Below are 11,659 nucleotides of genomic sequence, written 5' to 3'. Positions count from 1 at the left end.
GACGAGACTGCTCGAATGAGCACCTCCTCCCCCGCCCCCTGCCCCTGCCGCGGGCATCGCGTGCTGGAAGCGATGCCCGGCTCGTGCGAGATCCGCCCCGTCTGCTGGTGGCTCCCCACGCCCTGGCGCCTGGACCACCCATGACCACGCACATCGAGAGACTCGTCCAGCAGCTCGACGACGCGACCGGCCCGTCGTACGACGCCCGCGCGGAACTGATCGAGATGGGCGCCGACGCCCTCCCCGCCCTCATCGACGGGCTGCCCTCCCTCGGCGGTTTCGGGCAGCTGACCGCCATCGAGGTCTTCGAGGAGGTGGGCGACCCCCGCTGCGGACCCGCCCTCATCGGGCTGCTGAACAGCGACAACCCGACCGTCCGCGAATGGGCGGCCACGGCCTTGGCGAGCCTGGACGTCGAGGGTGCGGTCGAGCCCCTGCGCCGCGCCCACCGCGCGTGTCTGGAACGTGCGACTCCGCCGGACTGGACCGAGCCGGTCGGCATTCGCTGGGCCCTGACCGAACTGGGCGCGCGCACCCCTGTCGTCCCGCCGCTCACCGCACGCCTCCGAGCCACCGCGGCGGACGACGTCCCCCGCTGGCCCTCGGCTCACTTCACCGACATCGTCAACGACCTGGCCGACCACGCCCAGGTGATCCTGTACTCCCAGTTCTGGCGGCTGGACGCCGGCCGCGAGTACGGCATCCCCGGCACCACCCTGGACTGGGAACTCGACTGGACCGCACCGTGGGAGCACCTGGTCGAGGAGTCCCGCGCCTGGTCCCTGCGGGAAGCCTCAATGGCCTCTGTCGGCGACGGCATCTTCGTCGCCCCGTCCTGGATCGACCGCAGCGACCTGCACCTGGAGGGGTGACGGATGCCGTTCCAGCACGAGCACCTCTACAAGCGTCGCAACGTCGTGGAGCGGTGCTTCAACCGGCCGAACAGACGAAGGGCGCACCTTGCCGAATGATCCTGGTCCGGGCCGTCGCACGGTTCGAGAGGGTGTCCTGGTAGAGCACGAGGAGCGGGCCGCGTGAACCTTCAGGACATCCTGCGGAACCCGGACGAGCACATCCGCTTCGCGGCCTACCTCGACAGGCTGGGGAACGTCGCCGACGCGGACGAAGCCGACCTAGTCAGCCGTGTGCTCACCGATCCGGACCAGACGATGGCCCGGTCCGCCGTACTGCGACACCTGGACCGTCGGGCCGCCGGCCTCCACCCCGGTCGCGCCTATGAGGAGTGGGCGCGGGAGATGACCCGGACCACGATCGACCACCCCCTTCTGACTCAGCGCCTGCGCGAGTGGTCGATCTTCCGCGCCGTCACGCTCAAGCTGCCCTGGCAGCCGGACGACCTCCTCGCGTCCTCCGACTGGCTCCAGCTCAAGACCGCCGCCGGGACGAACACCGAGGCCATGGAGATTCTCGCCGTAGCCGGCCGCACCAAGCGGATCCGCAACACCGCCAGGGCGGGCCTCAAACCCCATGGCCAGGGCTGAAAACAGGCGGCCCGCAGCCGCGCCCATTCGATACCTCGGACGGAGGTTGCCCTGGCCCGTGGGGGAGTTCATTCGCAGGGCGCTCCGAATGAGTCGCGCACGGACATCAGGAGTGCCGCCCGGACCGCTTCCGCTACCCGAACGCGCCGCTCTTGGCCCCGTCGAGGAAGGCACGCCAGCCGTCGGGGGTGAGGTGGAGGAGGGGGCCGCGGGCGTTCTTGCTGTCGCGGACGGCTCGGCCGCCGGTGGAGGTGGAGGCGACTTCAACGCAGTTGCCCTCCCCTCCGGAGTGCGAGGACTTCCGGAAGGGGCCTATGACCTCGGTCACGATGCGTCTTCCTTGCTACTTCGCAGTGCGCTCCGAATCAGCAGCGCACTGGCATCAGGTGCCAGTGCTGCCGATCGTAGATGGTCGTGCGCATGGGCGTAAGCCGCGAGGTCCTCGGGTGCCTCCAAGACCGAAGTGCCCCGCAGGTTTTCCAGGGTTACGGCTTCGACGATCGGCTCGGATTCGAAGCTGAAGGAGGAGAAGGGATCAGTCAGGCCCGCCACCGGTCCCGCGCTGAACGGCAGGACCTGCACGGTGACATTCTTCCGCTCTCCTACCTCAAGAATCCTGGAGAGCTGATCCCGATGGAGGTCGGGGCTCACTGCCGGGTGCGCGATCACCGCTTCCCAGATGATGACGGCGTACGTTGCCCCGCCCTCCTCGATCTTCGCTTGCCTCCCCGCACGCACCTTCACCAGATGGTCGATCCGGTCAGGAGCGATGTAGTGAGGAGTCGCCGAGATGACCGCCTCGGCATAGGCCGGGGTTTGCAGAAGCCCTGGCACCAGAACCGGGGACCACTCACGGATGTACGTCGCGTCGTCCTCCAACGCGATGTGGTCGAGGTAGTCGGGCCGTAGGTGCTCCGCGTGTTCGAGCCACCAGCCACGGTTCTTGGAGTGCTTGGCCAAGTCCTCAAGCTTGTCGCGGACTTCCTGGTCCGCGATGCCGTACGCGTCCAACAGCAGCCGCACCTCGATGACTCGGGGCGTCGCATGACCCGTCTCAATGCGGCTGATTCTTGCCTGACTTGACGCGATCACTTCGGCGGCCTGCGGCTGATCGACCTTGGCGGCCTGCCGATAACGTCCTGAGTGCCGAACCCAAGCGCCTACTGCGCACGGTCGGTCGTCCACCTGCGGGCATGAGCACCCCCCTCTCCTGCGGCAAACCATGCCACGTCCGGCACCCTCCCAGAGAGCGACATCACTCCATCGAGTGGCACTCATGCATGTATTCAGTCGTTGTCATTGCACGGGTCGCGAATTTGCCTCTAGCTTCCAAGCACGCGCCGCCCCTCAGCGGCCGGTCTTGACGACACGTCAGGGGGTCTTCTCGCCATGCCCGCACTCGCCCCTCGCCCCTCCCACCCTCGCCGTGACTCCTTCCGTATCCCCAAGCGCAGACGGCACGTCCCCGAGGCTCGGGCCGAGGTGCGGCGGATTCTCAAGGACTGGGCGGTCGGTGGTGAACTCGCCGCCGACATCGCCACCGTGGCCACCGAGCTCGTCGCCAACGCCGTGCGGCACTGCCAGGTGCCCCTCGCCGAGATCGAGGTGACCCTCTCGATCCGGGGCTGCGGCCTGCTCGTCGAGGTGGCGGACCCGGACCGGGGGCGGCTTCCAGCGCCCCGTGCGGAACGCGGCCCCGAGGCCGACGGCGGGCTCGGACTCGTGCTCGTGGCCGCGCTGGCGGAGCGGTGGGGGTGCGAGGCGCGGCCGTTCACCAAGTCCGTGTGGGCCTACTTCCTCGTGCCCAGGGAGTCCGGTTGCGACCGGTAGCCCTGCCGCCGCTCAGCCCCGAACGCGGCCGGTGGCGCCGCTGGGCCGCGCGCTCGGAGCGGCATCGCGTCGCACACGGCCGGTGGCTACCGCTGCTCCCCCGCGAACCGTGCTGGGAGTCGGCGCGTCCCCACAGGAACGCGTGCCCCGAGGAGCCGGTGCACGCGGAGCGGGATCTCGTACGGCCGTATGTCGCGGCCTACTTGAGGGAGGAGCGGCCGAGATGGGCATGAGCGAGGGAGCGCCGGGGGCGCCGCCCGAGCAACCGGACCCGGTCAGGGCCACGTTCCATGCGTGGCTCGACCACGTCCTCGTCTGCGACGACGGCTGCCGCGTCCGCGCACGCCACTGCTACCACTCGGCGCTGCTGGGCGACCGCCACCGCGAGGCCGCGAGAGCAGCCCGCTCCCCGCGGTAAGCCGACGACGTGAATCCCGTCGGGGTCTGTACCGCCGGCTCCCGTCCGCGCCGCTGACCCGCTCCCGCTACGGAGAGAAGGGACACAATCTCCTGGCTGGTTGCATACCCAGGCCGCGATGCCCGGGCAGGCGCCAGAGGTCGCGCGGGAGGGATCCGTTTTCAGCCTCGCCATAAAGCGGAGGGTCGTTTTCCAGTAGGCCGGACTCGTGCGGTGGTGCCGTTCGGCCCACCCAGGACTGAGGGTCTTGGCGCTGGTTGGCGTCCTCTGGAGAGATATTCGACCCCACCCGCGTCGGGTACAACACCACCACCGCCGAATCCGGCCCGCACACGCACCAAGCCTCCGTCAAGAAAGCGCTCTCAGTCGATCTTCTCGAACGCCCTAGCGAATCCTTCTGGCTGCCTGGTTGAGTACTCATGGTCACCTCAGGAGCACCACTGGTAAGGAGATGCTGCATGAGCACCAGACGAAGCAGGAACGTCATCACCGCGGTCATGGTCGGCGGCCTGCTGGCTGCGGCCAGTCCCGCGCTCGCCGACACACAGTCGCCCAAGAGCAGCGAGCCGACGCCCGTGACATCCTCCAGCATCAAGTCCAAGGCTGCCGCGGAGCCCCTGGGCCTGCGCAACCTCAAGTCCCAGAAGTACCTTCAGCCCGCAGGTGGCAGCACCTCCGTGGGTGCCAGCCTCGTTCAGCAGCCCCTTTCCTCGGGTGCCTGGCAGTCGTGGTGGCTCGTCGCCGACGGGTCCTTCACCACCTTCTGGAACGACAACTCCGGTCTGAACGCCGGAATCAATGGCGCCAGCACCTCACCCGGCGCGGTGGCCATCCAGGCGAACCCGTCCGGCGACCTCAACCAGGACTGGACCCTCAACTGGCGCAACGACACCGTCTTCGAGCTCAAGAACCGTAAGAGCGGACTGTGCCTCGGCATCTCTGGCGGGAGCACCGCCAACGGCGCCGTAGCCGCCCAGTTCAGCTGCGACGGCTCGACCAATCAGGGCTGGTCGCTGATCACCCGCTAGCCACCCGGCCTGCTTGCTCCGCCTTTGACGACGCCCCGGACACCGGCCGGTCCGGGGCGTCACGGCGTGCCAGGTTCCGTCCCCATCTCTGGGCCGGTGCCTCGACACAGCGATAGGTCAGCACGCAGAGGGGCAACAGCACGACATAGAAGACGACTTCCAGCACGAGGTCGTCGTGTCGCCGGCGGCCGATCGTGCTGTCACTCACCGCCAGCAGCAACGGGTGCACGAGGTAGACCGAGTAGCTGATCGTGCCCAGTCCGGCCAGGAGACGCGGGATCCGCCGACGGCGCAGCAACAGGCCGACGCCGAAGGTGGCCACGGCCAGCAGGAAGGACAGGATCCACGCGCGTCGGGTGAAATGACCCCCGTCGCCGTCGACGTATGCGCTCCCGATCGCGCAGGCGACCACCACAGCGGCCGCGCACCCCACGTACGCCCACCTGCTCTGACCGGTGTCTGCCCGATAGACCGCCGTGCCGAGGAACATCACGGCGAGGATCACGAGGCCCTCCCACACCGGGACCGTGCCGTTGAAGGCGACCAGGACCAGGGCGAGAACGCCGCCCAGCACGCCCCCGAACACGCGCAGCGCGGTCGACCCGAAGCACGCGCAGCAGATGGCCACCACCATGACGACCGACGTGAGTGCGATGAGCCGGCCTGTGCCCAGGGCGTGGGAGAGGGCTGAGACCGGGAGCGCGAAACCCGCTGCCACGCTCAGCGCGGCGAGCCCCGCCAAGGTGACCGCGACCGCGATGGACCGCTGGTGCGAGCGGACGGTGAAGAGGGCGACCACCAGCAGGTAGAAGGCCATCTCGTACGAGAGTGTCCAGAGAACGAGCAGTAGATTGGGTGTTCCCAACAGCTCCTGGAACAGCATGAGATGGGCTGCGGCCACCGAGGCGACGTTCTGTCCGTCGAAGTCGCGGACCTCTGCCACGCCCAGCGCCGCGGCCGCCACCATGCCCGTCACGACGGCCGCCCACAGAGGGTAGATGCGGAAGAGACGGCCGATCCAGAACGTTCTCACGGAGCCCCTGCGTTCCAGCGAGGCAGGGATGATGTAGCCGCTGACCAGGAAGAACACCATGATGCCGTAACGGCTTGTGTTGAACTCCGGCATCAGCTCTCGTCGGAACTCGGCCATGAACGAGTACGACGAGTGGTCGAACACCACCACCAGCGCCGCGATGCCGCGCAACGCGTCGAGCCAGCCGAGCCGCGACGAACCGGACAGGGTTAATCGGGGCGACGCCGAGAGCGAGGGGTTCATACCCGTACTCACGTGCTGACGATCTCGGGTGTTCAGTTCCGCTCCTGCGAGGATCTCGCAGTCGTTGAGGGCAGTCGCCAAGGCGTCCGATGCTGGTCCGAAGTGCCCTGGGAGCAGTCAACTACCGCTTCAGCCGCCGTGCCAACGGCACGGCGGCTGAAGCGCGCCTGACCCTGGAAGATCACAGCAAGTCAAGGATCCAGCGCTGGTTCTCCGACCCGTCGCAGGTGAACTGGGCGGCCTGCGCGCCGTTGGCGGTGCTGGCGCCGGAGATACCCAGGCACTTGCCACTCTTACGGTTCTGCAGCCTGGCATCGTCCGTCTGGCCGCCCGACACCGGGACGATCACCCAGTCCTGGTTCGTGTCACCGGACCCGTTCGCGATGATCGCCGACGCACCATTGGCCGTGCTGGCGCCGTCGATCCCCAGGTTCCTGCCCGAGCGGCCGTTCTCGAAGCTGAAGTAGTCGCCGTCCTGAATCATGTCCCAGTACTGCGAGGAATTCTGATCATCTCCGGGCTGCTGGACGACTTTGGCGCCGTTCGCCGTGCTGTTGCCTGTGGGCTGCAGGAACTTGCCGGACTTCGCGTTTCTGAGCCCGACGATCGGGGCTGCTGTCGCCTGCCCTTCAAGGGTCGACAAGGAAAGGGGGTTCGGGGTCCAGGAGCCGCTAGGCGACTGTGCCGAAGCGAGCGCCGGACTGGCCATCCCCGTCAGCGCTCCGATCGCGACGACCGCGACGACCTTCATGATGCGCGATGTACCCATGGGACATCTCCTCACGTCTGGTGCCCTTGGTATGACTGCGAGTACTCAACCAAAGGCCCCGAGGGAGCCGCCAGATCATTTGGGAGATTGACTGAAAGCGCTTGCTTGACAGGGGCGGCGCCGGATCCGCCGCTACCACGACCGTCCTCTGGGCACTCCTTCGAGGGGCGGACAGAACACGCCCGCGCCACCGACGCGATGCTGCACGCCCGCCCTCTCCCCGCCGACGCCGTCCCCGGGGCATGCTTCGGGGTACCGCCGGAGTACCACGCACCCGGCACTCAGTTCGTGCGGGCCGTCCCCGTCCCCTTCTCCGCGTCCAGCGCGTACACGCAGCGGTCCTTGCTGCACGCGTACACCACGCCGTCCTTGACCACCGGGGAGCCGGTGATCTCCCCGCCCGTCGCGAGCTTCCACCGCAGGCGGCCGTCGTCCGCTTTCAGCGTGTAGAGGAGGTGGTCGGTGGAGCCGAAGTGGATGCGGCCCTCCGCCACCGACGGGGCGCCGACGATCTCGCCGCCCGCCTGGAAGCGCCACTTCGGCGTCCCCGTGACCGCGTCGAGGGTGTAGAGCCCCTTGCCGCTGCCGACGTGGACATGGCCGGCGGCCACCAGGACCGGCTCCAAGGAGGAGCGGGACTCCGTCGCGATGCGCCAGCGGTCGCGGCCGTCGGTCGCGTCGAGGGCGTAGACCGTGCCCAGGTAGTCGGCCAGGTAGATGCCGCCTCCGGTCACCGCCGGGCCCGGCGCGAACGTCGGCGCGGACAGGAACACCGCCGGTGCCTCGAAGTGCCAGCGGACATGACCGCTCGCCACGTCGATGGCGAGAACCCGGCTGCCCGCGGAGACATACACATAGCCGTCCGACGCCGGGGTCAGCCGGACGGGGACACCGCCGCAGGACGCCGCGTCGCCGATGGGGTACGACCAGCGCTCCTCACCCGTACGGGCCTCCAGGGCGCGCAGCCGGGCGTCCTTCCAGACGTAGACCGTGCCGTCGTGGACGAGCGGCCCGGCCTCGGGGGACTCGAAGTCGGTCTGGGTGCCGGTGATCTCCCAGAGCTTGTGCCCGTTCGAGGCTTCCCAGCCCTGGACGCCGCCGCCCCGCGTGGCGGTGACGACCGTGCCCCGGTCGGCCTTCAGCGAGTACACCCAGGCGTCGGTGGACAGCCGCCACAGGTCGGCGCCCTCCCGTGCGTCGAGTGCGAAGAGCGTGGGGCCGTCGGAGGCGTGGATACGGCCGTCCGCGACCGCCATCGACCAGGCGACGTCACGGGTCTTGAAGCGGCGCCGCCCCGTGGCCACGTCCAGGGCGTGCACCTCGAAGGAGGTGACGTAGACGAGGTCACCGGCGACGGACGGGGTGCCCCACACATCGTTCGACATGCGGAAACGCCAGGGGCGCCAGCCGGAGGCGGCCGGCTCGTGCGCGGGCTGGGCGGTCACGGCGGGCGCCGGGTCGGCGCCGTTCACCCCGGCGCGGGGGCGGGACCAGGACGCGGCGAGGCCCGCCCGAGGCGGGGGCGCCTTCACGGCGGCGGCACGGGCGTCGGCGACCCGCGGGCCGGGCCCGATGGGCACCTGGGCGCCGGCGAGCCGTACCGGCCCGGTGTCGGGGGCGCCGACGGAGACGGGCGCCGGGTCGTACGAGGGCGGGGGCGGCACGGGGGCCGGGGCCGTGGGCCGGCCGCCACCGCGGCCGCCGGAGGTCTGGCCCGGCTTGGGGGACGGGCGCCCGCCGCGGCGGGACTCGATGAGGCCGACGGCCTTCTCGGGCAGCCACGCCGACGCCGTACCGCTGTCGTCGGACCCGGAGCCGAAGAGATGAGGGGCGAGCTGCGCCTGGAGGTCGGCCGGGTTGGGCCGGGCCGTCGGGTCCATCTGCATACAGGACTCGATGAGGGGCCGCAGATCGTCCGGGAGCCCGGACAGGTCGGGGCCCTCACGCAGCAGCATGAAGACGGTCTCGACCGGGTTGGCGCCGTGGAAGGGCGCGTGCCCGGTGGCCGCGAAGACGAGCATCGACCCGAGCGAGAAGACGTCGCTGGCGCCGGTGACGCTGCGCGAGTCCTTCGCCTGCTCGGGGGACATGTACGCGGGCGTACCCACGGCGACGTTCGTCATCGTCAAACGGGTGTTCGATACGCCGGAGGCGATACCGAAGTCGATCACGCGGGGCCCGTCCTCGACGACGAGGACGTTCGACGGCTTGAGGCCACGGTGGACGAGACCGGCGCCATGGATCGACTGGAGGGCCTCGGCGACACCCGCGGCGAGCCAGCGCACGGCCTGGACCGGCAGCGGTCCGCAGTCGTTCACTATCTCTTCCAGCGAGGGCGCGGGGACGTACGCGGTCGCCAGCCACGGCACGGCGGCCCGCGGGTCGGCGTCGACCACGGCCGCCGTGTAGAAGCCGGACACCGCGCGGGCCGCCTCGACCTCGCGCGTGAAACGCACCCGGAAGAGCTGGTCCTCCGCGAGTTCCGTCCGCACGGTCTTGATCGCCACGCGCCGACCCGACGCCGAGCGCGCCAGATAGACCAGCCCCATGCCGCCGGCACCCAGCCGTCCCAGCACCTCGAACGGCCCGATCCGCCGCGGATCGTGCTGCGTCAGCTGATCCACTTGCCCTGCCACCTCCCCGTACGGCCCGCGTCACCCACGTTGTGTGCGCGGCCCCGTGCAGCGTCTCACCACCGCACCGCCCTGGCGGCACGCACCCCGATTCTTCCTGTACCGGGGGCAGGTTGCGAACCCGGGGGCGGAACGGGGTGTCTCAGGACAAAACCACGCCGTCCGCCCCGTGGGAAGCGGGAGACCGCATGATGAAACACCGCGAACGGTGGCGTACCACCGGCGCACAACCCCCTCGTCCGCCCCCAGGACGCTCCAAGAGGCCTACCCGTACGACGTTGGCGCGACAGCCCCTCAGCCTTCGTCTTCGCGCCCTTCGTCCCCTTCCAGCCGCAGATCGTCAGGGTCCTGCCCCTCCCGACCCTCCTCCTGCGGCGCCTCCCGCCAGTCGCCCCCGGCGCTCCGCTGGAGCAGCGCGAACGACGCGCCTTGATTGTCCGTGACGACCGCCACATTTCCGTACGACGTGTCGAAGGGCGGCACCTGGACCCGCCCGCCGAGCCGGGTGACCACGCCCAGGGCGGCCTGGCAGTCCTCGGTACCGAAGTGGACGAGGAAGTGCGGCGGCATCTCGGCGGGGAACACCTCGGTGACGGCGGCCCGCCCGAAGTCGGGGTCGGCGTCGGGCCCGAAGAGCGCGTCGTGGAAGAGGTGGGCGTAGAAGGCGTTGGCCGCCTTGGTGTCCCGCGTGTACAACTCCGCCCAGGCGAAGGTCCCCGGCTCGTGCCGCCGCCCGAACCCCGGGTGCGTGCCCGCCTGCCACAGCCCGAACACGGCCCCCTCCGGGTCCGTGGCCAGCGCCGCGACCCCGAGGTCCCCGACCGGGGTCGGCGGCGTGATCACCTGCCCTCCGGCCGCCCTGATCCGGGCGGTGAGCGCCACCGCGTCCGGCGTCGCGAAGTGCGGCGTCCACACGGTGGGCATCCGCCCGTCGGGCTTGGGCACGAGCGCGGCGACGGGGGCGAGGGGGACGTCCGAGGAGACGGCCGCCGAGGCGTCCCGGGGGGCGTCCGAGGGCGTGTCCGAGGAGGCGTCGGGCGGGGTGGCGTCGGACAGGGTGGCGGACGTCACGGGGATCCCGGGGAGATACGCCCAGACCTCGTGCGCCCCGTCGCCGGGGGCCACCTTGAACGTCCACCCGAAGAGCTCGCCGTAGAAACGCTTCCCGGCCTCCACGTCGGGAAGCTGCACATCGATCCAGCACGGAACGCCCTCGGGGTACATACCGCCAAGCTAACGGCGCCCCACGCCGCCCGCGCGCGGAGCGGGTGCGTGCGGGTGGCCGGCGATGCGGGGGCACGGCCCGGCGTACCCGCCCACCCCGGCGTACCCGCCCGTTCCGCTTCTCCCCCGCGGCGAAAGAAACCCGCCACCCCGCTGCCCGTCGCGTCCCGAGAAGCCCTTGGTGAAGCCCGCACTCCCCATTTGCAGTCGGCCGAATCGCGCTCCGATCACCCCTCGGTAAGCTGACGGCATGACAGGACAAGTGCGTACCGTCGACGGCCGCGTGGCCGGCCGACGTGGGCAGGCGACCCGGCAGAAGCTGCTCGACTGCCTCAGCGAGATGCTCAGCTCCTCCCCCTACCGGGACGTCAAAGTCATCGATGTCGCCCGGAAGGCGGGGACTTCGCCCGCGACCTTCTACCAGTACTTCCCGGACGTCGAGGGCGCGGTTCTGGAGATCGCGGAGCAAATGGCCGCCGAGGGCGCCACGTTGACGTCCCTCCTCGAAGGACGCTCCTGGGTGGGCAAGGCCGGCTGGCAGACCGCCCAGGAACTCGTCGACGGCTTCCTGGAGTTCTGGCGCAAGAACGACGCGATCCTCCGGGTCGTGGACCTGGGCGCCGCCGAGGGCGACAAACGCTTCTACAAGATCCGCATGAAGATCCTGAACTCGGTCACCAACTCCCTCTCGGAGACGGTGAAGGAGCTTCAGGCCAAGGGCCGGGTCGACAAGGACGTGAGCCCGGGCGCCCTCGCCGGTTCCCTCGTGGCGATGCTCGCCTCGGTCTCCTCGCACCAGAAGGGCTTCCAGTCCTGGGGTGTGAAGCAGGCCGAACTGAAGCCGAACCTGGCGCTGTTGGTGCACCTGGGCATCACCGGCAAGAAGCCCACGAAGTAGCCGGGAGCCCCCGGGCGGCCCAGGACGCGGATTCCTGTCACGCTGGCGGCGCCCTCACCCGAGGGGCACCGCCCGCCGCGT

Annotated in this window: 11 protein-coding genes and 1 pseudogene; 6 read left to right on the top strand and 6 right to left on the bottom strand. The window is 69.9% G+C overall.

The genetic code is table 11. The features are described 5' to 3' along the window. Window positions 1-140 precede the first annotated feature (140 nt). The gene (locus tag M8J73_RS20535; RefSeq protein ID WP_055542223.1) at window positions 141-872 is read left to right on the top strand and encodes a HEAT repeat domain-containing protein; all 732 of its coding nucleotides are present in this window, start codon (window positions 141-143) and stop codon (window positions 870-872) included. A gap of 162 nt (window positions 873-1,034) precedes the next feature. Further along, window positions 1,035-1,502: a hypothetical protein gene (locus M8J73_RS20530; RefSeq protein WP_055542222.1), complete on the top strand. Its 468-nt coding sequence runs from the start codon at window positions 1,035-1,037 to the stop codon at window positions 1,500-1,502. A 133-nt stretch (window positions 1,503-1,635) separates the two neighbouring features. On the opposite strand, the gene M8J73_RS20525 is transcribed toward M8J73_RS20530, so the two are convergent. Beyond that, entirely contained in the window at window positions 1,636-1,830 is a 195-nt protein-coding gene (locus M8J73_RS20525; RefSeq protein ID WP_055542221.1) for a DUF397 domain-containing protein, read from the bottom strand. Continuing rightward, window positions 1,827-2,697, bottom strand: a pseudogene (locus tag M8J73_RS20520) (helix-turn-helix domain-containing protein). Before M8J73_RS20520 ends, M8J73_RS20525 begins: the two are co-directional and overlap by 4 nt. 194 nt (window positions 2,698-2,891) lie before the next feature. Here M8J73_RS20520 and M8J73_RS20515 point away from each other — a divergent pair. From M8J73_RS20515 to M8J73_RS20505, 3 genes are all read left to right on the top strand, one after another. Then, window positions 2,892-3,332 (top strand): ATP-binding protein, encoded by a 441-nt coding sequence (locus M8J73_RS20515; RefSeq protein ID WP_055537902.1) that lies wholly within the window; start codon window positions 2,892-2,894, stop codon window positions 3,330-3,332. A 229-nt stretch (window positions 3,333-3,561) separates the two neighbouring features. Further along, a complete protein-coding gene (locus M8J73_RS20510) occupies window positions 3,562-3,750 on the top strand; it encodes a hypothetical protein (RefSeq protein ID WP_157873087.1) in 189 nt (62 codons plus the stop codon). A 458-nt stretch (window positions 3,751-4,208) separates the two neighbouring features. Next, entirely contained in the window at window positions 4,209-4,778 is a 570-nt protein-coding gene (locus M8J73_RS20505; protein ID WP_055537900.1) for an RICIN domain-containing protein, read from the top strand. Here the strand turns inward: M8J73_RS20505 and M8J73_RS20500 are convergent. The 4 genes from M8J73_RS20500 to kbpA all read right to left on the bottom strand — a co-directional run bounded on the left by M8J73_RS20500 (window position 4,768) and on the right by kbpA (window position 10,680). Beyond that, entirely contained in the window at window positions 4,768-6,054 is a 1,287-nt protein-coding gene (locus M8J73_RS20500) for an acyltransferase family protein (RefSeq protein WP_055537899.1), read from the bottom strand. The genes M8J73_RS20505 and M8J73_RS20500 overlap by 11 nt on opposite strands. Before the next feature lie 181 nt (window positions 6,055-6,235). After that, entirely contained in the window at window positions 6,236-6,823 is a 588-nt protein-coding gene (locus tag M8J73_RS20495) for an RICIN domain-containing protein (protein ID WP_055537898.1), read from the bottom strand. 281 nt (window positions 6,824-7,104) lie between these two features. Beyond that, window positions 7,105-9,447, bottom strand: coding sequence for an outer membrane protein assembly factor BamB family protein (locus tag M8J73_RS20490; protein ID WP_249828916.1), 2,343 nt, complete (start codon window positions 9,445-9,447; stop codon window positions 7,105-7,107). A gap of 303 nt (window positions 9,448-9,750) precedes the next feature. Then, window positions 9,751-10,680 (bottom strand): AfsK-binding protein KbpA, encoded by a 930-nt coding sequence (gene kbpA / locus M8J73_RS20485; protein WP_055537357.1) that lies wholly within the window; start codon window positions 10,678-10,680, stop codon window positions 9,751-9,753. 250 nt (window positions 10,681-10,930) lie between these two features. Between kbpA and M8J73_RS20480 the strand changes: the two genes are divergently transcribed. Further along, window positions 10,931-11,578, top strand: a complete 648-nt coding sequence (locus M8J73_RS20480) for a TetR family transcriptional regulator (RefSeq protein ID WP_079049852.1) — start codon at window positions 10,931-10,933, stop codon at window positions 11,576-11,578. The last annotated feature ends 81 nt before the right edge of the window (window positions 11,579-11,659 follow it).

Origin of the sequence: Streptomyces neyagawaensis, assembly GCF_023516595.1 — a bacterium.
Lineage (GTDB): Bacteria > Actinomycetota > Actinomycetes > Streptomycetales > Streptomycetaceae > Streptomyces > Streptomyces neyagawaensis.
Note: the sequence above shows the minus strand (reverse complement) of the source record. Positions and strands in the feature narration are given on the sequence as shown.